Here is a 22,683-nt window from a genome sequence, read left to right on the forward strand (position 1 = left end):
TTAAGGAGGAAGATTTGACAGAATGGCGAAACTGTGACATATTTGATTTCGGAAACGTTTCCTATTTTATTCTTTAATTTTCGAATTCATAAGGAGATGAAAACGATGCAAGCATTACGCTGGCATGGTGTGAAGGATCTGCGGCTCGAGAACATCGAGGAGCCTCAAGCAACGAAAGGTAAAGTGAAAATCAAGGTGGAATGGTGCGGTATTTGCGGAAGTGACCTCCACGAATACGTAGCCGGACCGATTTTTATACCTGAATCAACCCCGCATGCGCTTACCGGAGAACAGGCGCCGATCGTTATGGGACATGAATTTTCGGGCCAAGTGGTTGAAGTCGGGGAGGGAGTAACCCGCTTTAAAGCCGGCGAACGCGTTGTCGTCGAGCCTGTTTTTTCATGCGGGACTTGCGATGCTTGCCGTCAAGGCAAATACAACTTGTGTGAAAAAATGGGCTTCCTGGGACTTGCCGGCGGAGGCGGCGGATTCTCCGAATACGTCGCAGCGGATGAGCATATGGTGCACAAAATACCCGACACCGTTTCGTATGAGCAGGGGGCATTGGTTGAGCCGTCGGCCGTTGCCTTGTATGCAGTTCGCCAAAGCCAGCTGAAAGCCGGAGACCGTGCCGTCGTGTTTGGCGCCGGGCCGATCGGACTGCTTGTCATCGAGGCGCTCAAGGCTGCAGGGGCTTCGGACATCTACGCCGTAGAGCTGTCCGAAGAGCGCAAACAGAAGGCGGCGGAGTTAGGGGCAATCGTCCTTGATCCCAAGGCCTGCGATGTCGTCGAAGAGCTGAAGCAGCGTACCGGCAGGGGTGTCGATGTCGCTTATGAAGTGACCGGCGTTCCGCCGGTGCTGACCCAAGCGATCCATTCTACGAAGATCGGCGGGCAGATTATGATCGTCAGCATATTCGAAACCTCCGCGCCGATCATTCCGAATGATATCGTTATGAATGAACGGAGCATCACCGGCATCATCGGCTATCGAGACGTATTCCCGGCCGTAATCAGCCTGATGGAGAAGGGCTTCTTCCCGGCCGACAAGCTCGTGACGCAGAAGATCAAGCTTCATGAAGTATTGGAGCGTGGATTTGAAGCGCTGCTTAAGGAAAAGAACCAGGTGAAGATTCTGGTGAGCGCCCATTAAATCAGGATTCGTGAGATGAAATGACAGAAGAAAGACCGCCTAATCGCGGTCTTTTTTTATGTCTATTCCAATCTTTTACATGATTTTGTCTTGACGGTGCTGAGAATCGGACCTAGAATGTGTTATAACAACTTAGAAATTGACATTGTATGTATCATAACAAATCAATGAAAGGGGATGATGAATTGCTGAATTCCGGAGATTAACCGCCGCGTTCTTACACGGGATAACATCTCCGCCGCGTTAACCTGTTTCAAGAAGGAGGTCATGGCCACAAATGGACGCTCGCCTATCCTCGGCATCCGCACAGCCTGTACAGAGGCCGAGCAAATGGAAGCATGTCAAAAAGCAGCTGAAACGGAATATCGGACTATATCTCATTATTTCACCAGCGGTACTTTACTTCTTGATCTGGCACTACTGGCCGATGTACGGCGTACAAATTGCGTTTAAGGATTTTATGCCCGGACTAGGCATTTGGAACAGCCCGTGGGTCGGATTTGAGCACTTCGAGCGGCTGTTTGATGCGTATTACTTTTGGACCATCCTGAAAAATACGATCGGCATCAGCCTGTACGGACTGCTCGTCGGCATCCCGGCACCTGTTCTCTTGGCGCTTCTCTTCAATGAATTGCGGAACCGCAAATTCCGCTCATTCGCCCAGACCATCTCTTACGCTCCTCACTTCATCTCCGTCGTGGTCGCAGTCGGTATCCTTTTCTTTTTCATCTCGCCGACGAACGGCGTTTTCAATTCCATTCTGGTTTCTCTCGGGAAAGAGCCCGTCGATTATCTAGCCGAGCCGTCCAACTTTTGGCATTTGTATGTTTGGTCCGGCGTTTGGCAGGGAATCGGCTGGTCGTCGCTTATCTACAGCGCCGCGATATCCGGCATCTCCCCGGATTTATACGAAGCGGCTTACATGGACGGTGCCAGCAAGTTCCGCCGTATCTGGCATATTACGCTCCCCGGAATTCTGCCGACGATCGTCATCTTATCGATTTTAAGCGCCGGAAGCATTATGAGCGTCGGCTTCGAGAAGGTTCTGCTGATGCAAAACCCGATGAATCTGGAAACCTCCGAGGTGATTTCCACTTATATGTACAAAAGCGGGCTGATCAACACCCAGTACAGCTTCTCCGCGGCAGTCGGCCTGTTCAACAACGTCATTAACTTCATAATCCTGATTATCGTCAATGCGGCAGCCCGCAAGGCTGGGGAAACCAGCTTATGGTAGGGAAAAATGCGGACTGTACGTTAAGGAGGGAACCTATGTCGTGCTGCTGAACATCAAACGAACGCCAGGCGAGAAAGTGGCGGATATCGTCATTCTGGTGCTCGCCGCCTTGGTCACCGTCATCATTCTGTATCCGCTCGTGTTCGTGCTGTTTGCTTCCTTCTCCGATCCGCGTCAAATATGGGACAAGCCCCTGCTGTTATATCCGGCCGGCTTCAATCTCGATTCGTATGCCAAGGTGTTCGAGAACGGCGAGATCTGGCGCGGGTACTTGAACACTATCCTGTATGCTTTCCTGGGAACCGCGATCAATCTGATCATGACGGTGCTCGCCGCCTATCCGCTGTCCCGCAAGCGCTTTTACGGAAAAGGTCTGTTTACGCTGCTGTTTGCGTTCACGATGTTTTTCGGGGGAGGCCTGATCCCCTTGTACTTGGTTAACAAGCAGCTAGGGCTGCTGAACACGGTATGGGCGCTTGTACTGCCGGGGGCGATCAGCGCCTATAACATGATTATCATGCGCACGTATTTTCAGACGCGGATTCCAATCGAGCTGGAAGAGAGCGCCTATGTGGACGGCTGCGGCGATTTTCAGATGCTGTACAAAATCGTGCTCCCGCTATCCATGCCGATCATTGCCGTCATGCTTCTGTTCTACGGCGTCGGCCACTGGAACTCCTACTTCGACGCGATGATCTACTTAACGGATCGGGAGAAGTTTCCTTTGCAGCTTATTTTGCGGGAAATCCTCGTGCAGAACGATTTCAAGGAGATGGCCGGCATATCGGTCGGGGCTGAGTATGCGGACCAGATGATGGTGAAGGAAGGGCTGAAGTATGCGATCGTCGTCCTGTCCGCGCTGCCGCTGCTGCTGTTGTATCCGCTGCTGTCGCGTTTTTTCGAGAAAGGCATCATGGTGGGAGCGATCAAGGGATAACACGGGTTTCAAGCAGGAACCGTCGAACGCTTGGCTTGGGACCATAATGATGGAAAGAGGGGATTGTTGATATGAAAAAAAGACTTCGATTTCTGCTTGCCTTGACCATGACATTCTCTTTGCTCCTGACCGCCTGCGGCGGGTCCGGGGGCGAGTCATCTCCGGATGCACCCGATTCTGAAGGGGATCCGGGGAGCATAACGCTGCACATCGTGAAGCGCGGTTATACTGATGTTCATCCTCCGGCCGATCAGCTGTGGATGTGGCAAAAATACGAGGAGATTTCCGGCATTAAGGTCGAATTCGAGGAACTGGCCGGCGCTGCCGTGACGGAGCGGAAAAACGTCATGCTCGGCTCCAATGATCTTCCCGATGCATTTTATCGCATCGCCTTCGGAACGGACGAGCTGATGAAATACGGCAAGCAAGGGTTGTTCATTCCCCTGGAGGGACTGATCGAGGAGCATGCGCCGAATTTGCGCAAGCTGCTGGACGAGAATCCGGACATCAAGGGAGCGATCACGATGTCCGACGGCCATATCTACGCGCTGCCCTATGTCGACTTCTCGAAGGCATTTAATTCGGTCCGGTTATATATCAACAAATCCTGGCTGGATGAAGCCGGACTTGACGTCCCGAAGACGACCGCAGAGCTCCGCGAGGCGCTGAAGAAGGTAAGGGAGAAGGATGATTCCCGCCTGGGCTGGGTCCTTGAGACGCAGTATTGGACCTTCCTGGAAAGCTTCCTCGCAGGCAGCTTCGGCATGGGAGAAGGCGGCGCCAAGGCGTTCGGCCAATATTTGTACAAGGACGCCGATGGGCAGGTCCAAACGACGTTCAACGATCCGAAGTACCGGGAGCTGCTGCGGTATATGAGCGATTTGTATAAGGACGGCTCCCTTGCGCAGCAAAATTTCACGACAGGCTACGACTACGCCAAGTGGTCGGCGGACGGCGCAAGCGGAAAGATCGGCTCCTTCGTATGGGAAGGTCCGGGATATATCGGCAAGGAGGCTGCCGAGCAGTACGTGGGCATTAACGCGCTGGAAGGACCGAACGGGGACAAGGTTGCCGGCACGCTCGGGCCGCCTGCCAAAGGCATATTCGGATTCATTATCACGAACAAGAACAAACATCCGGTTGAAACGATCAAATGGATCGATTATTTCTACGGCGAGGAGGGCATTAACTTCGGCACCTTCGGGTTAGAGGGGGAAACCTACGAGCTTGTAGACGGCAAGCCAAGGTACAAGGAAGACATCTTGAATTATAAGGGAGGCGTGCAGCTCGGGGCGTTCCAATACGTCGACAATGTGTATGGAGCATATTATCCTTACGTGGAGCCGGACGACGAGCTGCGGATGGCAGCGAGAGGAACAACGGTAGCCGCAGAGATTAAGGCGGACCCGGCTGAGCTGGATGAATTCGCGCCGAAGGAGCTGTGGCCGGATTTCGTGCCGACGGATGAGGAAGCGAACACAACGAGCGCGATTTTGACCGATATCAATAAATACATCCAGGAAATGAGGGTCAAGTTCGTGACGGGCAAAGCCAGCTTAGATACCGATTGGGACGGATACGTCAAGACGCTCGACAAAATGGGGGCTAAGGAGTACCTGGAGATCAAGCGTGCGCAATACGAACGATATTTGAATGTCAAATGATCCCCTAACATGAATGACAAACGAGACCCCAGAGATTACAGCGACTCGACCGCTGCAGTGTTCAGGCTTCGAGGGAGGGTGAATTCCTTCGCAGCGAGTTTACATGCCGATGATAGAAACGCTATAATTTAGCGTAACAAGCGAGGCACGTGCAAGTACGTTAAAGATGGGATGAGAGCGAAGTTGACCAAAGACAATAAACCGCTGTACAGCGTTATGATGGACGAGCTGAAATCACAAATTGTTTCGGGCCGCTACCCTCCCGAATCCCAGCTGCCGACGGAGGCCGAGCTGAGCTCGGCCTTCGGGGTAAGCCGCATTACGACGCGAAGAGCGCTGGAAGAGCTCGAGCGGGAAGGCTTGATCTACCGGATCAAAGGAAGCGGGAGCTTTGTCAAGCCGAGAAGCCGCGGGTTGGAGGGACGAGAGGAAGGCACCGGAAAAATGATCTCCCTGATTCTGCCATCCGAGGATGACCGGGGCACGATGGGGTACATTCGCGGGGCGTCGGACTGGCTGAATGCGAACGGCTATTATCTTAGCATTCATCAAAGCGATTATGACTCACAGAAAGAGCGTGATCTGCTGGAATTGCTGACGCGAAAAGGCATAGCGGCAATCATCCTGTATCCCAGGAACGATCAGACGAATTATGATATCCTTCATCGGCTTACGCTGGAGGACTATCCGATCATTACCATTGATAAGTATTTCGACAGCCTGCCGCTCGGCGCGGTCGTATCGGACAACTTTAGCGGCTCGTACCAGGCGGTATCCCGACTCATCGAGCTCGGCCATCGCAGAATTGCATTTCTTACGGCTGTAAGCATCGAATCCACCTCCTCGGTCCGCGACCGGTATTTCGGTTATTGCCAAGCGCTCAAGGATCACGGGATCCCTCTGGACAGCCGTTATATTTGGCTGAATATGAAGGGCTACCGGGAGCAAGTCGGCGTGGAGCGATTCTATAATGAACTGCTTGATACCTACCGTGCGGAAGGCATTACGGCCGTGCAGACCGAGAATGATCTCATCGCCGCCAACCTGCTGAATCTCTGTTTGGATCGAGGCATCCGCATTCCGGAGGATATTTCGATTATCGGATTCGACAACAATCCGGTTACAGAGCACGTCATCATACCGCTGACGACGGTTGAGCAGAATTTTTATGAGATCGGACGCCAGGCCGCCGAGATCATCGTGAATTGGCTTGAAATGGGCAAGCAGGCTTCGGGCAAAATCCTGGTGCCGGTCAAGCTGGTCGAGCGAGGAACGACGGCTGCAGCGCCGCGGAGCGGGATAGCCGATTAGGGAGGGAGGAGAGATATCTTCCATTCTGAATACTGCAACGCCTATCTTTAAGCAGGCCTTTCCTATGTAGTGGCTCAAGTCCTTCTTTCGACTCCTTAAACTCCATAATGCCAAGAACCCGCGCGATAACTAACCGCGGGTTCTTGGTGTTTAGTTCGGAAATTCATCGTTTGGTAACGGGAATATTGCAAGAATAAAATCCTGCTTCTATTGCTGCGAATTTATGCTTCCCTATTAAGCAATGCCAAAACCGAAAGAACGAGCAATGATAACCAGAAGAATAAAGAGAACCAGGATTGCTCCTATCGAGTAGCCTCCGCCATATCCATTCACTTCACCCACAAGGAAACCTCCTCTCATCTCCGAATACTTAATACTATGTATAGCTTGATAAGTTTGATTGGGTTCATAGTAAGTTGTGTTGCTGTACATAGTCGGATGGCGAGAGGCCGGTGTGTTTTTTAAATATCCTATAGAAATAGGAAGTATCGTAATAGCCCAAATAATCGGCGATATGAGCGATCGTCATGTCCGAATGAATCAGCAGGCTGCAAGCTTCCTGCACCCGCAGCTGGTGCATATATCGAATCGGAGATAGGCCGTACACCTCTTTGAAAAGGGCTGCGGCGTAGCTCGGAGAGCGATGGATGATTCTCGCCAGTGAATCGATTTCGATAGGTTCGCGGTAATGCTCCAGCAGATACGATTTGATGATATCCGCGTAGTTGCGTTTGCTGGGCGCAAGCTCAGTCTTCTCTAGCTCACGGGCCAGCATCCCAATCAGCTCCTGCAGGATGCCTTGACAGATCATCTTTCGGAAGCTTTTGCCGCCCCGCATTTCCTCGTATAATCGCTCGCAGCGACGATAGGCATATTGAATTTGCGTAAGATTGAATTTCAAGAATTGGCCTGCGTCCAGAAAAGGAATGCCTGTGGCTTCTTGGCGATCCAGCGTAAATAGGATCGTATGCTTCTGATGTGGAGTTTCGTTCCAGTTGCCGCCGCTTCGTCTAGTAGACTGCGGGATGAAGAGGACGTCTTCTTTTTCCGCAATGACTTCTTCGCCGTTGATTTCATATCGTACCTTGCCTTCTCTTACCACAACAAGGACATTGTACGGGATCGTCTCCAGCTGTGTCCGCCAATTCGGGATATAATCATCAAAATTCACGCTCATCAATTGGAGCACATTTGAGCACCTCGCAGTGATTTTATACCTATAGCCTAGCATATCTGTACTTCTAATAGATAGGTATACGTTCATTTCTATGAATTCCTTATATAAAATCGAAGTGGAATCGTACAACAAAATAACGAAATGTACATCGACTCCGCATGCATGGCGGCCTATAATTCAAGCAACAACACATTTGACCATATACTTAGAACCTTCAATGGGTTGCTAAGGGTAAACAAAGAGGAAGGGAACGATGGGGATATGAGAGTATTACTGCTGGATTTGGATTCAACCAGACCAGATCATCTGGGCTGCTACGGTTATCACCGGAATACATCGCCTAATATTGACCGAATGGCTGCGGAGGGCGTACGTTTTGACAACTACTATACCTCCGATGCGCCATGTTTTCCTTCAAGGACCGCGTTGATGACCGGCAAGTTCGGCATACATAACGGCGTTGTCGGTCATGGGGGTACGGCTGCCGATGTACGGCATGAGGGCATTACCCGTGACTTTCACGACAAGCTCGTGAAGGAGAGCTTTCCGGCGATATTCCGCCGGGCCGGCATGAAGACGTCCTTAATCAGTCCGTTCGGAGAACGCCATTCGGCATGGACTTTTTATGCGGGGTTCAACGAAATCTATAATACCGGGAAGAGCGGCATGGAGTCAGCCGAAGAAGTGTCGCCTGTCGTCCTGGATTGGCTGGAGCGTCATGCGGATGAGGATAACTGGATGCTGTACGTGAATTTCTGGGATCCGCATACACCGTATCGGGCACCCGAGTCGTTGGGAAATCCCTTCGAACAAGATCCTCTGCCTGCTTGGATTACGGAAGAGGTGCTTGAGGAGCATCGAAAGAAGGTCGGCCCGCATGGAGCAAACGAAATTAACATGTATAATAGTGATGTATCCCCAAAATATCCGCGACACCCCGGAGAGATCAAATCGATGGAGGATTTGCGGAAGATGGTGGACGGCTACGATTGCGGCATTCGCCATATGGACGAGCATATCGGTGCGATCTTCGAATTGCTGGAGAACAAGGGAATCATGGATGATCTGGTGGTTATCATTACCGCCGATCATGGCGAGAACATGGGAGAGCTTGGCATTTATGGAGAGCACGGAACAGCGGATCAGGGGACGTGCCGTATCCCGATGATTATCCGGGGACCAGGGATCATGAAGGGAATCACGGACCCTAACCTGCATTATCATCTGGATCTGCTGCCTACGATGGCGGACTACCTGAACGTCGATCCGGCTCCAAGCTGGGACGGCATCAGTTACGCCGATAGCCTGCGGACCGGGCAAGGGAGCGGCAGAGAGTATCTGGTCGTATCGCAGTGCGCCCATGTTTGTCAGCGAAGCGTTCGTTTCGGAGAATGGCTCTACATTCGGACCTATCATGACGGCTTTCACCTGTTCGACAAAGAGATGCTGTTCCATATCTCCGAAGATGCTCATGAACAGCACAACCAAGCGTCTCAAAGACCGGAGCTTTGCAGGGAAGCGGTCTATCTGCTGAATGAGTGGCATGATCAGATGATGTCCACGATGCCGTTTGACGTGGATCCGCTTTGGACGGTCATGAAAGAGGGGGGACCTTATCATGCCAAAGGTCATCTGCCGCAGTATGTCGAGCGACTGAAGAGCACGGGCCGGGGAGAAGCGGTACCCGAGCTGATGCGGCGCCATCCTCGGGAGTTTGTATAATAGAAGGCATTGCTGCGGCGAATTGAAGCAGGATAACCGTACTTTTATGGTTGTCCTGTTCTCTGTATCAAGGATTAGGAGGAATCGACCGTGGGAGATCATCATTCTTGCTGTACGGGGTCCAGATCGAACGTTCAGCTTACGAAAGCCGATACGATGGGGCGTGCACCTGTCATGGTGCGTGAAAGTCTTGAGCATAGACAATCGCATCAGAATGCTCACTCAGAAATGATCGCGATTCCTGCGGGGACGTTTACGATGGGGACGAATTCGAAAGAAGGCTTCCCTAATGATGGCGAAGGACCGGCGCGCAGCGTTACAGTTTCCACATTCGAAATTTCGCCGTATGCCGTTACGAATCAGGAATTTCAACGTTTTGTAGAGAAAACCGGTTACGTAACGGAAGCTGAGCATTTCGGATGGTCATATGTTTTTGAACTGATGGCCTCGGATGAGACCAAAGCAAAGGTCTCGCAGGTCCCGCAAGAAACGCCGTGGTGGCTGGTGGTGGAAGGCGCATACTGGGCTGCTCCCGAGGGAGCAGGCTCGAATCTGCAAGGCCGGATGGACCATCCGGTGGTGCATATCTCATGGAACGATGCTATGGCGTATTGCCAATGGGCTGGCGTGCGGCTGCCGACGGAGGCGGAATGGGAGTATGCGGCGCGCGGGGGATTAGAGGGCAGGACCTATCCATGGGGCGACCTGCTGAAGCAGGATGGGGAGCACCAATGCAATATTTGGCAGGGCAAATTTCCAATCAAAAACAGCGCCAGCGACGGGTATATCGGGACGGCGCCGGTGGATGCTTACAAGCCAAATGGATACGGATTGTATAATATGTCAGGCAACGTATGGGAATGGTGCGCCGATTGGTTCAGTCCGTCTTATCATCAACAAACTTCGGTGCATGATCCGTTCTACGCAGAACCAACCGGGAGAAGGTCAATGCGCGGGGGCTCGTATCTGTGCCACAGATCCTATTGCAACCGGTACCGCGTGGCAGCTCGCAGCGGGAATACGCCCGACAGCTCGACGGGCAATTGCGGCTTCCGCGTCGTAAGAGATTCCTTGCCGCGCTGATAGAAAACATGCTACAATTCGAATCGAAACAGAAATGTTTCGTTTAGCATACATGAAGAAGGCAAGGTGAAGGAAATGGTACGCGCTTCAGCACGCCAGCATATTCTTAACGTGGCTTCAGAGTCGTTCTACCGCGAAGGCATTCGTTCAGTTGGGATCGATACCATTGTTGAACGAGCCGGTGTGAGCAAAGCCACGCTTTATCGTCATTTCCCGACCAAGGACGATTTAGTTATGGCATATCTCCAAGAACAGGATCATATCAATTGGGAGCACTTTGACGAAGTGATCGCCGAAAAAGAGGGAAAACCTAAAGAGCAGTTACTGGCTTTGATTGATGCAACGATCGAAATGCTCGAGCCGGGCTATCATCGAGGCTGTCATTTTCTAAATGCTCTTGCTGAATTTTCCGAAGAAGATCACCCTGTCCATTTACTCGCCGTAGAGTACAATCGTGCCATACGTCAGCGTTTATCCCGTTTGACGCAATTAGCGGGTGTGAATGACGATACACTGACAGATCAATTAATGCTTGTCATTAACGGCGCGCTGTCCTCCGTTTCGGTCTACGGCTTCTCAGGTCCCGCAGCCCAGCTTAAAGCGTTATCTACACATTTGATCGAGCTATATCTCGGCCAAACGAACCAATAGATTGACCACGAACCTAAAGCCGGTTAACGGCTTTAGGTTTTTTTGCCATTTTATTGAAATATATACGGACGCTCTGGACTAAAAAGGAATAAGGGATGATCGCACGGAAAAGCAAGCAAGTCTTGGCGTCATTTGGATGGGGTTATTAATTTCATATGGACATGGAAGAAATATCTTGACACGATGCTACGTCGTGCTGTATTGTTTTCTCAAACGAAACAAAACAGTTTTGTTTGATCAATTGAAGGATGGAGGAATTCAAATGAGTGATGTAACAGTGATCGGTTTAGGACCCATGGGTGCCGCCCTCGCACAGGCGCTGCTCCGTAATGGTCACCGCGTTACCGTATGGAATCGGACGGCAGAAAGAGCAGAGCCATTGGTCAGGGAAGGGGCAATTCTTGCTCCCAATCCAGCTTCTGCAGTAGCAGCCAGCCCGGTTACGATCGTCTGCGTTGCCAATTACAAAATCTCTTACAGCGTTATGGATACACCCGAGGTTGCGGCCGCTCTCGCCGGCCGAGTATTGGTGCAGCTAAGCACGGGCACTCCGCAAGAGGCAAGAGATAACGCTGCATGGGCACTGGAGCGTGAAGTCGACTATCTGGATGGGGCCATCCCCGCAACACCACCGCAAATTGGAAGACCGGAAACGACCATTTTTACGTCAGGTTCGACATCGGCTTACGAGAAAAGTGAGGCCCTGCTCAAGAGTCTGGCAGGAAACGTCCCTTACCTGGGCGAAAAGGTCAGCGCAGCTTCCACAACCGATTTGGCATTTCTGTCAACGCTATTCGGTTCGATGATGGGCTTCTTTCATGCAGCGCGCATCATTGAATCCGATGGCCTGCGTGTTGATGAATTCGGATCCATGATCTCTTCGCTCTCTCCAGCAATGGGAGAAATGATCAAATACGAAGGGGATATGATTCATGCCGATACGTTTGAGCAGCCGCAAAGTTCTCTTAACACCTGTTTGGTAACCGTCAAAATGTTCGTGGAGCAAGCGCGGGATGCGGGAATCAATGCTGAGTTTCCAACGTTCGCTTTGGGACTTTTCCAAAAAGCTGTGGATTCGGGTTACGGAAATGAAGAGCTTGGCGCGCTGATCAAGGTGCTGCGTTAAGGAATTGAAGTGTTGATCATGCGTGGAAGCACACTGGATTGAGATCAATAAACAAGGGGGGAACCTTCGCCTTATTAGAAACAAAACTGTTTTGTTTGATCATCATATTCAAGGAGGATATTTTGTATGAATCAAAATGATCGACAATCAAGACATGAAGCGACAGAAGGGGAACGTAACCGTACATCGGTAACCATTATCGGTCTGGGCCCGATGGGCCAGGCGATGGCAGCCGTATTTCTGGAACGGGGCTATGGGGTAACCTTGTGGAACCGGACTGCCGGCAAAGCGGACGCCCTAGCAGCTAAGGGTGCCATTAAAGCCTCTGATGTTAACGAGGCGATAGCTGCCAATGATTTGGTCATCCTCAGCCTCACGGATTATGAAGCGATGTACGCAATCCTCGAACAGGCAGGGGACTTGAGCGGTAAAGTTTTCGTCAATCTGAGTTCAGACACCCCGGAAAAAGCCAGAGAGGCGGCGAAGTGGCTCGAAGCGCGTGGAGCCCGCCAGATTACAGGCGGCGTACAGGTCCCGCCATCGGGGATCGGCAAAGCGGAATCCTCAACATACTACAGCGGTCCAAGAGAAGTATTCGAAGCTCATAAAAAGACGCTTGAGGTTCTGACGGGCGCCGACTATCGGGGCGAGGATCCGGGGCTTGCTGCGCTGTACTATCAGATTCAGATGGATATGTTTTGGACCTCTATGCTCAGTTATTTACATGCCCTTTCTCTGGCCAGTGCGAATGGCATTACGGCTGAGCAATTCCGACCATACGCAATTGAGACAATGCAATCACTGCCGATGTTCATCGAGTTCTATACGCCAAGGATCGATGCAGGCGAGCATCCAGGGGATGTAGACCGGCTTGGCATGGGCGCGGCGAGTGTTGACCACATTGTACATACGAGCAAAGATGCCGGAATCGACACATCCCTTCCCGCAGCTGTCTTAGAGGTGTTCAAGCGTGGGATGGCAAATGGCCAAGCGGGGAATAGCTTCACCAGTCTGATCGAAGTATTCAAGAAGCCTGTTCCAACGGACTGAATAGATCTTACATGTTTAAACCCACTGATCACTCAGGATCAGCGGGTTTGTTTTTGCGTACCATTTCGTTCAATTCAAGCAAGCGGATTAACGCCGGAAACGAATAATCATAGGAAGCGGGATACGCCCGATTAATGCTCTCCCCAGGTCATGATGTATTCCGCCTGACCGGTATCCTCGTCGATCGTTTCTTCAACAACGTTGAAACCGTGACGGGAATAAAAACGAAAGGCGTTCTCATTCTCTTTATACACTTTAAGCTCAAGCTTGGAGCTGCGTTCCTTCACGAATTGAAGCAGGGTCCGCCCATAGCCTCTACCCTGATGGCTAGGGTGAACGAAAAGTGCAGCCAAAGCATGCTGAACGGTCGATATGAAGCCGACTATTCCGGCTGCTTCTTCCAGCACATACGTTTCGGCCATTGGTAAATACACGGACCGCATGTCCTTTTCTTTGGACTCCCAGTATTCCTGGGGAATGAAGTGGTGGGCCTCGATCGAGGCAGCCAGCCAAATGTCGATGACGCTGTCCATATCGTTATCGGTCATCAATCGAATCTGCATCGTATTCACTCCAGTTTAAACAACGTATTTTTAGGACACATGCCCCGTATTGTAAAACCTTTCCTGCAGCGTGTCAAACCCGGAAGCCATTTGACCATCTGTATAAAAGGTGATATATTTATCACATAAAGATACAAATAAGTCACATTGGAGAGGGATGATGAGGATGAAAATGGTTCTTCGTTTCGGGATGGGCCTGCTCTGGATCGGGATTGGCGTTCAACGAATTATCCAACAATCGTACCCGCTGGCTCTATTATTTCTAGCAGGAGGCGTTCTATTTGTCTATGCAGGCTGGAGAAGTTGGAAAGTCCGCAATCAATAACCGGACACGGCAGCAGCAATTGTTAACCATCACGGGACTGCGTGCTTGGTACCGTGCGGAAACGGACGCCGTCATTTCAAATCTTCAATTGGATATCGGCCCGAATCAGATTATCGGTTTGGTAGGATTGAACGGAGCCGGCAAGAGCACGTTGATCCATGTCCTGAGCGGCATTCACCGGCAATATTCCCTTGAGCGGCTCCAATGGAAGGAGGAGGATGCTTCGCTCACAAGTCCCGCTTTTAAGCGAAACCGGTATACCGTGTTCTCAGAGGACGAGTCGTTTGAGTATTTCACGTTCGAGGAATATGTAAGACATGTGTTCCAATCCTACGGACAAGAGGTTCGTAATGATATCCTGGATGAACTCGTTGAGGGCTTCAACTTTCAGAAATACCGAAGCTCATTCTTGGGCCAATTATCGATGGGCAGCCGGAGGAAGGCCTATCTGATCACGGGATTTGCTCTTCGTCCGGAGCTGCTGCTGCTGGATGAGCCGGTCAATGGGCTGGATTTTGAGAGCACGGAGTTTTTGTACCGGTTGATGAACGAGTACAGGAAATATGGGTCGATCTTGTTTTCATCCCATGTGCTTGAGAGCCTGTGCTTAACCTCGGACAGCATCATCATCCTGGAAGCCGGTTCGATCCGTCACACTTTCCTGCAAGGAGAGATGGATCCCGAGCACATCAGAGGTGTATTGAACAAGTGATCTCGACATTTCATGGGTTCGCCAAAAAGCTCCTCGGGGCAAGTTACGATCGATTGTGGAAGCATGCCATAGCCTTAACCGCGATCTATGCGGCGCTGAGCAGCCTGGATCGCCATTATGAGGTGTCCTTGCTCGTATTTATGACGGCGATAACCGTATTTACGTTTGGTATCGTACTGAAAACCTTGGCATCGGACGATAACCGGAGGAAGCTGAAGGGAGCGTTCATGCTTCCATTCAGGCCTGGTATTTTCAACGCCGCCTATTTTTATGCGGTTGCTCTGTATACCCTGGTTACCAAGACTTCGTACATCCTTGTTTTCTACCTTGCTTTTTCTTCATTCACGGCTATGCATGTACCAGCATTTCTGCTGAGCTTCTTGAATGCGGGTCTGACTGCTTTCATCGTATTTGCCCTGCTGAACGGCGGCAATAGGATCGCAGCCTGCCTCTGGATACTCCTCCAAGCGGCGCTCTGTCTGCTCCCTGAGCCGTCCTATCGGTTGACGGGGCTGCTGATTAGCATCATCCTCCAAGGGTTCGTGCTGCATCGGACGGATTCTTACCGGTTCTACAAGGACTCGAGGATGAAGGATAGCCATGCGGCACCGCTTCGAAGCTCTTCGTTCCTGCGGTACATTGTACGCTACCTAATCTCGCATAAAAGCTATTTATACAATACGCTTGCGTTATGTGTATTTGCGGGTTTCATGGCGTTTATGCTCGAGCAGATGCATCTGGGCTCGTACCTGCCGCTCGCATTCGCGGTGCTGTCCTTTAACACGCCGATCGGCATCCTGCTGTCGAGCAATCGCGGGCTGCACCGGAAAATCCAAATGCTGCCGGGCCAGCTTCAACGTACCGTCGTTCCGTATGGTCTGTTTATACTGATCGTAAACCTGTTCATCTACATGATCTTCTTAGTCTCCTGGCTTCTATTTCATGGGTCCGTAGAAATCGTGTATTATGTAATTAGCATCGTATTTGCCGCCCAGTCCGCCATTGCGGCCGTTTGGCTCGAGTGGAAATATCCCGTGCACAAATGGCGGGTGGAGAGCGACTTATGGCACCATCCCCGCAAATATGCCGTGCCGCTGATGATGTGCCTGCTGGCAGCCGCGGTGATGAGCATGGATGCAGCCGTATACCTTATCGCTCTGCTGGTAGGGATCGAGGTGGCGTTGATTTTTAACCGCAGGAGAGGAATCAGGAATGTATAAGGGACAGAGGAAGCGTTACGTACGGATTGGAAAGCACGGATGGCTGCTCGGCCTGTTGGGGTTTAACGGGCTGCAGTATTTTAAGACCCATGATCCAGCCATGTTGTTTTACTTTAGTTTTTTTAGTTTTTTCAGTTTCTATTTCAATGGGAAGCTGGCAGCTGAGATGCCGGATGAACGGTATTACATGAATGCTCAGAAGGCGAGGTCCATCACCATGTGGGTGCCGGCCGCATGTTTGTTTATCATTGGAATGGGCAGCATGTTCGCCTTCGGAACGAGAGAATTCATGATCATTGTGAGCGCAGCGGGTTGGGCAGCTACGTTTCTGACGTATTCCATAACTTTTTATTATCTGGATAAATATTGTTAGGTGGATGCCCATGGAACCATTCAAATGCAATTTGAAAAAATACAGGCAGTTAGCGGGAATGACCCAAGATGAGCTGGCGGGCAAGGTAGGGGTTCGCCGAGAAACCATCATCCGTCTGGAGGCGGCGAAATACAATCCCTCCTTAAAGCTGGCGATCGATATTTCCCGTGCAGTTGGAGCGCCCATTGAGGAGCTGTTTATATTCGACTAAACATACGAAGATGCATTTGAGGGGCCATAGCATCCAAGCAAATGCGTCATTTCGTACGCCTGTGATAAAACCAAGTGGTTCTTGAAAAAACTATTCAGTCATAATACAATAACATTTATCCATAAAGAGGATGGTCGTGTCGCTCTCACAAGTCGGTTCAACTTGTTAAGGTTTCTCACGACCCTATATCCCTGTTGTCGTTGTGAGTCCGATCCAGTTACTTCATAGTTTCGTAGAATGCTGATTCTGGATGATTTTAAATTCCTTTTAATATTTTGGATTTTGTAGCATTATTATGCAACCTTTTGTCTTACCTCAGCGTCTGGTATATGTATATCTAATCATAGGAGGAATACATCAATGAATATGAATCATAAGAAAGCCATTTCTCGTCTCGTCGTAACAAGTATGGCTGCGGCTCTTCTCGCATCGCCGATTTCTTCCATTTTGCCGGGGCCGGGACATATAGCTTCTGCTGCGTCAGCTGTGGACATGTCTTCCTATAATCTGAAACCGATGTGGACGAAGACGTTGGGAGATCCAAGCAAGATCAGCCCCCAAACCACATTAATTAAGAACAGCCTTTACTATTCCGTCGGGAAGAAATATATTGCTTTTGACGCGTTGACAGGCAAAACCCGCTGGACGTATCCTGCCGCCGCGGTCTCGCAGACCGTAACAGACGGCAAATCGGTATGGTTTACGGATGCGACTGGCCGATTGATCAAGCTCAATGCCGCAACAGGGAAGCTGCAATGGAAGGTTAAAACCCAATCGCAGCCAGGTAAGAAAGAAAGCTATGTGAATCACAGCTTGCATGCAGCCGATGGTGTGATCTATGTCGGGGATGCGTTCGGTCTGACGGCCTACAACGCATCAAACGGAAAGGTGAAGTGGAAATTGAAGGGCGGCGCCCATGGGTACAAACTGCTGCAAACAGGAAAAATCCTTGTCGCAACCACGATGATCGACGGTGCTTTGACCACGAGCGGGTTACAGGGAATCGATCCTCAGAACGGCAAAGTAAAATGGACACAAAACGACGGTGATCATCAGGACATTCTCTTCTCAAATGACAAATCGTTCTATTCGCGAGACGTAACCGAGGGCATTGATGCCGGATATGCAGCTAACATCGATGAACTTAGCTTGGAGAACGGAAAACGGATTGCTACCCGCTCCTACATACCGGTGGATTTCGTGGAAGACCAAAGTGCATCCGATGTCGTATCTGATGGTGAATTCTTCTATGTCATTGAAAAGTATGACGAGAGTAAAAAGAAAGCTGTCGTCTCCCGATTCCGGACGGATAGCCGTTCCAAAGCCGAGCCGGATAAAACCTATGAATTTGAAACAGGTGTAGCTGAGTGGTCGCTCGGGGATGGGGGCCTTGCCTATGTAAGACTGAAAAACGGTAAACTGCTGGCGCTTGATACGAACAGTGGACGTACATTGGCCACCGCTCAGTACAAGGGTGCGCCATTGCCGACGCTCATCGGACAGGACGTGCTTGTCGTTCAGCATGGCGGACAGATCAGCGGCGTGAAGAAACCAGTTGCTAAATAATAAATGATTACACAATAGCTGACGTGCCATGCTCTAATTAGGAGCTTCCACATGATGAAGCCGCTAAACACAATGTTCTTTCGTGTTTAGCGGTTTTTTTATATCTAAATTAATCGATATTTACTTTGGGAGTCCTGCGATAAATCCTGACGTACACGGATGAAGAGAGTTGGAAGGTTTACACAAGAAGCTCGCGATTTCTGCGACTTTGTATCCAAATTCGTTCTGGTTCTTTTATATCAACAGTCACTATGAATCGTGGCAGGCTGTTGGTATACTATCTTTAGCCGAAAAGGACACTAATTTATATTCATCGACAAAAAGTGTGGCGGTGGCAATTTTAATGAAAGGTGTTGAGATTTTTACGAAACAAGATAAAACAACCGGAAGATGAATGAAACGAGACGTTAAATGACAACGTAAATATCGAAAGGGGATACGGGGTACCATGTAAGTAGGAAAATCCCCTTTGCTTCTAAGCTTGGAGGTTCAAAGCAGGGAGCTTGTCATGACATTCTAAACATCAGAGAGGGGAAGTACTGTTGGAGTCACTTTGGTTGGAGTATGCATGGGCATTACTGATTCTTATCGGATTGGAAGGTTTACTATCAGCGGATAATGCCCTTGTTCTGGCGGTAATCGCGAAGCATTTACCGGATGACCAGAAGAAGAAAGCCATCAATTACGGAATTATCATGGCTTTTGTTTTTCGGTTCGCTGCCCTGTTTGCCATCTCGTTTATTGCGAACGTCTGGCAAATTCAAGCGATCGGGGCTGCGTATTTGCTATACCTCGGCTTAAAACACATAATCAAAGCGCGTTTCGGCAAGGAAAACAAAAATATTCGCGAGGATATCAAGAAGGATGTTAAGGGAAAAGGCTTCTGGCCTACCGTAGGTAAGATTGCTCTTGCGGATCTCGCCTTCGCGATTGACTCCATTCTTGCTGCAGTGGCTTTGGCGCTGGGGCTGCCGGATTCGCCGCTTGGAGATTTCGGCGGTATGGACGCCGGTAAATTCATGGTTGTCGTGCTTGGCGGCGTCGCCGGGCTCATCCTGATCAAATTCGCGGCGACCTGGTTTGTTAAGCTGCTAGCTCAACGGCCGGCACTGGAGACCACGGCTTATGCCATCGTAGCATGGGTCGGCGTCAAGCTTGTCGTGATTACTTTGGCTCATGAGGATATAGCTGTGCTGGATCATCATTTTCCGCATAGCACAGCCTGGACGCTGATCTTCTATGGCGTATTGGTGGCGATAGCCCTTCTCGGTTGGTTTGCGCCTGCGAATAAAAAACAGTCACAAGCCGATACGCTTTAGGCTAAACCTTCGAGCTTCCTATATGAATGACAGATGGCCATCCTGTAGAGGGGTGGCCATTTTTCATTTGTTTTGCAGCCTGCCGGATTAACACTGGCTTGCTTCGATTGAAACCAAGGATGGCTATGGCTTATCAACAATGTCGTTCGTTAATTAAGGCTTGTTTCAAAATGGATCGTCACTTAAATTAATATCATGGTACCGTGACATACTGATTTATATTTGATCATTCCTTGTCGAACTAAGGATCGACGTAATGGAGGAGGGGGCTTAAAGTGACGACTCAAAATCTGAATCCGAAGGTTGATGAATTTTTAAGTAAAGCTAGAAAGTGGAAAGAAGAATATGAGAAGTTAAGGGCTATTGTTCTTGACTGTGAGCTGACCGAAGATTTTAAATGGATGCATCCTTGCTATACCTTTGAGGATAAGAACATCGTGCTAATCCACGGATTTAAAGAATATTGTGCGCTGCTGTTTCACAAAGGCGCCTTATTACAAGATGCCCATGGGATCCTAATCCAACAAACGGAGAATGTACAGGCTGCGCGCCAAATTCGGTTTACCAATGCTGCAGAAATTGATGAATTAGAACCAATCTTGAAAGCCTACATCTATGAAGCCATTGAGATTGAAAAGGCCGGCTTGGAAGTCAATTTTAAGAAGACGGATGATTACTCTGTTCCTGATGAGTTTCAGCACAAGCTCGAGGAAATCCCTGGCTTAAAAGCGTCATTTGAAGGCTTGACGCCGGGACGGCAAAGAGCGTATCTTCATTATTTCTCTCAACCCAGGCAGTCTAAAACCCGTGCGTCGAGGGTTGAAAAATATGTGCAGCATATTCTTGATGGGAAGGGATTAAATGACTAGGATGTGCTAATGAGTAAAACGTTTGTCACAGTTGGCAGCAATCGGTTGACACGACACCAAATGGTGTCATACAATCAAATCGTCACTAATTAGTTTCCTATTAAAATCGCACGATTTGGAAGGATGTCGGCCATGAGCGAATCGAATCAGGAATATATCATGATTTCATCGGCAAGGGAGAATAATCTCAAGAACGTATCCTTGCGTATTCCCAAACGTAAAATCACCATCTTCACCGGGGTGTCCGGATCCGGCAAGTCATCCATTGTGTTCGATACGATCGCTGCCGAGTCCACGCGATTACTGAATGAGAATTTCAGCATGTTCGTACGCAATTTTCTCCCACGTTATCCGCAGCCGGACGCGGACGCAATTGAGAATCTGAGCATGGCCGTTATTGTCGACCAAAAGCGGCTAGGCGGTGGTTCCCATTCGACGATGGGCACGATCACCGATATTTCTCCCATTCTGAGGCTTCTCTTCTCCCGAATTGGACAGCCCTATATCGGACAAGCCAACATGTTTTCGTTTAATGATCCCCAAGGCATGTGTCCCGAGTGCAGCGGGATCGGCCGTCGACTGGGCGTTGACATGAGCAAGGCGGTGGACATGTCAAAGTCGCTCAACGAAGGGGCAATTATGCTGCCTGACTACTCGGTGAACGGCTGGGAGTGGAACATGATCGTGCAGTCGGGCGATTATGATCTCGATAAGAAGCTGAGCGATTATACGGAGGAGGAACTTGAGCAGCTGCTGTATTCCAAAGCAAGAAAAGTTAAAATGGATTTTGCCGGTAAGGCAACGAATATAACCGTGGAGGGCGTCATTGAGAAGTTCACCAACAAGTACATCAAGCAGGATGTGAAGACGAAATCCGAACGCACGCAAAAAGCAGTCGCTCCTTTCATTTCCGAAGGTCCTTGCTTGAGCTGCCGCGGCGCCAGACTTAGTCAAACAGCGCTTAGCTGCAGGATTAATGGAATGAATATTGCCGAGATGTCTTCTATGGAGGTCGGCCGGCTCATCCGCGTTATTCGTGAGATCGACGATCCTGTCGCTGCTCCGATGGTTAAATCGTTAATTGAACGGCTGCAGCACCTGGTGGATATCGGGCTTGATTATTTGACGCTGGACCGCGAGACCGATACGCTGTCCGGGGGCGAATCGCAGCGAATCAAAATGGTGAAGCACCTGAACGGCAGTCTGGTCGATGTTACGTACATATTCGATGAGCCAAGCGTCGGATTGCATCCCCGGGATGTACACCGGTTAAATGAATTGCTTCAGAAGCTGCGCGACAAGGGGAATACCGTCATTGTCGTCGAGCATGATCCTGATGTGATCAAGGTGGCGGACCATGTCGTTGACGTCGGACCTCACGCCGGCAGCCGGGGCGGTACGATCATGTACGAGGGAAGCTATCAGGGCTTGCTGGAGTCCGGTACGCTGACAGGCACCCATATGAAGCGGCCGCTGCAGCTGAAGCGCGAATGCAGACAGCCATCCGGCAAGCTGCCGATCAGGGAAGCCACGCTTCACAATCTTCGGAATGTCAGCGTAGATATTCCTACCGGCGTACTGACCGTCGTGACAGGAGTCGCCGGCTCGGGGAAGAGTACGCTGATCAACGATATTTTCCTCAGCCAGCAGCCGGATGCCATCGTCATCGACCAGTCTGCTGTTGGCGCGTCAACTCGCTCGAATCCTGCAACCTACACGGGCATCATGGATGATGTGCGCAAGGCGTTTGCTTCCGCCAACAAAGTCAATCAAGGCTTGTTCAGCTTCAACTCCAAGGGGGCATGCGAGAACTGCCAAGGACTTGGTGTCGTGTATACAGATCTGGCCTTCCTCGATAACGTGAAGCTGCCGTGCGAAGTATGCGGTGGCAAACGGTTTAAGGAAGAGGTGCTTATGTACAAGCTGAACGGCAAATCCATAGCAGAAGTGCTGGAGATGACGGTAGAGCAGGCCTTGGAATTCTTTGAGCTAAAAGAAGTTGTGCGCAAGCTTCAAGCGATGTATGACGTAGGGTTGAACTATATTACGCTCGGCCAGCCGCTCAGCACGCTCTCAGGCGGGGAATGCCAGCGGATCAAGCTGGCAAGCGAGCTGTATAAGAAGGGGAGCATCTATGTGATGGACGAGCCCACAACTGGGCTACATATGTCAGACATCGGGCATCTTCTAGGAATCATGAACCGTCTTGTAGATGCCGGCAATACGGTCATCGTCATCGAGCATAACCTCGAGGTGATCAGCCAGGCGGATTGGATCATCGATATGGGACCGGACGGAGGAAGCCGGGGAGGCCGAGTGGTGTTCGAGGGCAAGCCATCGGATATCATTCATGCTGAACAGTCGATAACGGGAAAATATTTGTCATAATTCCAAACCATGATTGTAATAGAT

21 protein-coding genes are annotated in these 22,683 nt (G+C 50.2%); 18 read left to right on the top strand and 3 right to left on the bottom strand.

Translation table 11 applies throughout. The features are described 5' to 3' along the window. Positions 1–105: 105 nt before the first annotated feature. From BBD41_RS28070 to BBD41_RS28090, 5 genes are all read left to right on the top strand, one after another. On the top strand, positions 106–1,155 hold the full coding sequence (locus tag BBD41_RS28070) for a 2,3-butanediol dehydrogenase (protein WP_077568997.1): 1,050 nt from the start codon (positions 106–108) through the stop codon (positions 1,153–1,155). 277 nt (positions 1,156–1,432) lie between these two features. Further along, the gene (locus BBD41_RS28075; RefSeq protein ID WP_077566583.1) at positions 1,433–2,392 is read left to right on the top strand and encodes an ABC transporter permease; all 960 of its coding nucleotides are present in this window, start codon (positions 1,433–1,435) and stop codon (positions 2,390–2,392) included. 40 nt (positions 2,393–2,432) lie between these two features. Next, on the top strand, positions 2,433–3,329 hold the full coding sequence (locus tag BBD41_RS28080; protein ID WP_077566582.1) for a carbohydrate ABC transporter permease: 897 nt from the start codon (positions 2,433–2,435) through the stop codon (positions 3,327–3,329). A gap of 71 nt (positions 3,330–3,400) precedes the next feature. Further along, positions 3,401–4,993 (top strand): type 2 periplasmic-binding domain-containing protein, encoded by a 1,593-nt coding sequence (locus BBD41_RS28085; RefSeq protein ID WP_099479966.1) that lies wholly within the window; start codon positions 3,401–3,403, stop codon positions 4,991–4,993. Positions 4,994–5,176: 183 nt separating this feature from the next. Continuing rightward, complete coding sequence (locus tag BBD41_RS28090) at positions 5,177–6,304, top strand: GntR family transcriptional regulator (protein ID WP_077566580.1); 1,128 nt, start codon at positions 5,177–5,179, stop codon at positions 6,302–6,304. A 234-nt stretch (positions 6,305–6,538) separates the two neighbouring features. On the opposite strand, the gene BBD41_RS30150 is transcribed toward BBD41_RS28090, so the two are convergent. Beyond that, complete coding sequence (locus tag BBD41_RS30150) at positions 6,539–6,664, bottom strand: sporulation protein YjcZ (RefSeq protein ID WP_189636034.1); 126 nt, start codon at positions 6,662–6,664, stop codon at positions 6,539–6,541. Between the two features lie 46 nt (positions 6,665–6,710). Beyond that, positions 6,711–7,493 carry a helix-turn-helix transcriptional regulator gene (locus BBD41_RS28100; RefSeq protein ID WP_099479970.1) on the bottom strand — a complete coding sequence of 261 codons (783 nt, stop codon included), beginning with the start codon at positions 7,491–7,493 and terminating at the stop codon, positions 6,711–6,713. A gap of 249 nt (positions 7,494–7,742) precedes the next feature. Between BBD41_RS28100 and BBD41_RS28105 the strand changes: the two genes are divergently transcribed. The 5 genes from BBD41_RS28105 (at position 7,743) to BBD41_RS28125 (ending at position 13,113) form a co-directional block, all read left to right on the top strand. Then, positions 7,743–9,203 carry a sulfatase family protein gene (locus BBD41_RS28105; protein ID WP_099479972.1) on the top strand — a complete coding sequence of 487 codons (1,461 nt, stop codon included), beginning with the start codon at positions 7,743–7,745 and terminating at the stop codon, positions 9,201–9,203. 90 nt (positions 9,204–9,293) lie between these two features. After that, the gene (locus tag BBD41_RS28110) at positions 9,294–10,286 is read left to right on the top strand and encodes a formylglycine-generating enzyme family protein (protein WP_237086944.1); all 993 of its coding nucleotides are present in this window, start codon (positions 9,294–9,296) and stop codon (positions 10,284–10,286) included. Positions 10,287–10,361: 75 nt separating this feature from the next. Beyond that, entirely contained in the window at positions 10,362–10,937 is a 576-nt protein-coding gene (locus tag BBD41_RS28115) for a TetR/AcrR family transcriptional regulator (protein WP_077566577.1), read from the top strand. A 262-nt stretch (positions 10,938–11,199) separates the two neighbouring features. Beyond that, complete coding sequence (locus tag BBD41_RS28120; protein WP_099479974.1) at positions 11,200–12,063, top strand: NAD(P)-dependent oxidoreductase; 864 nt, start codon at positions 11,200–11,202, stop codon at positions 12,061–12,063. Between the two features lie 126 nt (positions 12,064–12,189). Beyond that, the gene (locus tag BBD41_RS28125) at positions 12,190–13,113 is read left to right on the top strand and encodes an NAD(P)-dependent oxidoreductase (RefSeq protein WP_077566575.1); all 924 of its coding nucleotides are present in this window, start codon (positions 12,190–12,192) and stop codon (positions 13,111–13,113) included. A gap of 131 nt (positions 13,114–13,244) precedes the next feature. On the opposite strand, the gene BBD41_RS28130 is transcribed toward BBD41_RS28125, so the two are convergent. Next, positions 13,245–13,676 (bottom strand): N-acetyltransferase, encoded by a 432-nt coding sequence (locus BBD41_RS28130; RefSeq protein ID WP_077566574.1) that lies wholly within the window; start codon positions 13,674–13,676, stop codon positions 13,245–13,247. Positions 13,677–13,963: 287 nt separating this feature from the next. Between BBD41_RS28130 and BBD41_RS28135 the strand changes: the two genes are divergently transcribed. The 8 genes from BBD41_RS28135 to BBD41_RS28170 all read left to right on the top strand — a co-directional run bounded on the left by BBD41_RS28135 (position 13,964) and on the right by BBD41_RS28170 (position 22,659). Next, a complete protein-coding gene (locus BBD41_RS28135; protein ID WP_223260578.1) occupies positions 13,964–14,713 on the top strand; it encodes an ATP-binding cassette domain-containing protein in 750 nt (249 codons plus the stop codon). Beyond that, positions 14,710–15,933, top strand: a complete 1,224-nt coding sequence (locus BBD41_RS28140) for a hypothetical protein (protein ID WP_099479976.1) — start codon at positions 14,710–14,712, stop codon at positions 15,931–15,933. The genes BBD41_RS28135 and BBD41_RS28140 overlap by 4 nt, the downstream gene beginning before the upstream one ends. Further along, positions 15,926–16,306: a DUF2178 domain-containing protein gene (locus BBD41_RS28145; RefSeq protein WP_077566571.1), complete on the top strand. Its 381-nt coding sequence runs from the start codon at positions 15,926–15,928 to the stop codon at positions 16,304–16,306. Before BBD41_RS28140 ends, BBD41_RS28145 begins: the two co-directional genes overlap by 8 nt. A gap of 10 nt (positions 16,307–16,316) precedes the next feature. Beyond that, positions 16,317–16,517 carry a helix-turn-helix transcriptional regulator gene (locus BBD41_RS28150; RefSeq protein ID WP_007128225.1) on the top strand — a complete coding sequence of 67 codons (201 nt, stop codon included), beginning with the start codon at positions 16,317–16,319 and terminating at the stop codon, positions 16,515–16,517. Positions 16,518–16,877: 360 nt separating this feature from the next. After that, the gene (locus BBD41_RS28155; protein WP_099479978.1) at positions 16,878–18,083 is read left to right on the top strand and encodes an outer membrane protein assembly factor BamB family protein; all 1,206 of its coding nucleotides are present in this window, start codon (positions 16,878–16,880) and stop codon (positions 18,081–18,083) included. A gap of 542 nt (positions 18,084–18,625) precedes the next feature. After that, positions 18,626–19,402 (top strand): TerC family protein, encoded by a 777-nt coding sequence (locus tag BBD41_RS28160; RefSeq protein ID WP_099479980.1) that lies wholly within the window; start codon positions 18,626–18,628, stop codon positions 19,400–19,402. Between the two features lie 275 nt (positions 19,403–19,677). Then, entirely contained in the window at positions 19,678–20,271 is a 594-nt protein-coding gene (locus BBD41_RS28165) for a YdeI/OmpD-associated family protein (protein ID WP_099479982.1), read from the top strand. A 132-nt stretch (positions 20,272–20,403) separates the two neighbouring features. Continuing rightward, entirely contained in the window at positions 20,404–22,659 is a 2,256-nt protein-coding gene (locus BBD41_RS28170; RefSeq protein ID WP_099479984.1) for an ATP-binding cassette domain-containing protein, read from the top strand. The last annotated feature ends 24 nt before the right edge of the window (positions 22,660–22,683 follow it).

It is taken from the genome of Paenibacillus ihbetae (assembly GCF_002741055.1).
In the GTDB taxonomy this organism is placed as follows: domain Bacteria; phylum Bacillota; class Bacilli; order Paenibacillales; family Paenibacillaceae; genus Paenibacillus_AQ; species Paenibacillus_AQ ihbetae.

Excerpts from the sequence above, each read along its gene's own strand:
- BBD41_RS28120 (WP_099479974.1), top strand. The coding sequence starts at position 11,200 with ATGAGTGATGTAACAGTGATCGGTTTAGGACCCATGGGTGCCGCCCTC.
- BBD41_RS28115 (WP_077566577.1), top strand. The coding sequence starts at position 10,362 with ATGGTACGCGCTTCAGCACGCCAGCATATTCTTAACGTGGCTTCAGAG.
- BBD41_RS28075 (WP_077566583.1), top strand. The coding sequence starts at position 1,433 with ATGGACGCTCGCCTATCCTCGGCATCCGCACAGCCTGTACAGAGGCCG.
- BBD41_RS28070 (WP_077568997.1), top strand. The coding sequence starts at position 106 with ATGCAAGCATTACGCTGGCATGGTGTGAAGGATCTGCGGCTCGAGAAC.
- BBD41_RS30150 (WP_189636034.1), bottom strand. The coding sequence starts at position 6,664 with ATGAGAGGAGGTTTCCTTGTGGGTGAAGTGAATGGATATGGCGGAGGC.
- BBD41_RS28155 (WP_099479978.1), top strand. The coding sequence starts at position 16,878 with ATGAATATGAATCATAAGAAAGCCATTTCTCGTCTCGTCGTAACAAGT.
- BBD41_RS28105 (WP_099479972.1), top strand. The coding sequence starts at position 7,743 with ATGAGAGTATTACTGCTGGATTTGGATTCAACCAGACCAGATCATCTG.
- BBD41_RS28135 (WP_223260578.1), top strand. The coding sequence starts at position 13,964 with ATGCAGGCTGGAGAAGTTGGAAAGTCCGCAATCAATAACCGGACACGG.
- BBD41_RS28130 (WP_077566574.1), bottom strand. The coding sequence starts at position 13,676 with ATGCAGATTCGATTGATGACCGATAACGATATGGACAGCGTCATCGAC.
- BBD41_RS28125 (WP_077566575.1), top strand. The coding sequence starts at position 12,190 with ATGAATCAAAATGATCGACAATCAAGACATGAAGCGACAGAAGGGGAA.
- BBD41_RS28150 (WP_007128225.1), top strand. The coding sequence starts at position 16,317 with ATGGAACCATTCAAATGCAATTTGAAAAAATACAGGCAGTTAGCGGGA.
- BBD41_RS28145 (WP_077566571.1), top strand. The coding sequence starts at position 15,926 with ATGTATAAGGGACAGAGGAAGCGTTACGTACGGATTGGAAAGCACGGA.
- BBD41_RS28085 (WP_099479966.1), top strand. The coding sequence starts at position 3,401 with ATGAAAAAAAGACTTCGATTTCTGCTTGCCTTGACCATGACATTCTCT.
- BBD41_RS28170 (WP_099479984.1), top strand. The coding sequence starts at position 20,404 with ATGAGCGAATCGAATCAGGAATATATCATGATTTCATCGGCAAGGGAG.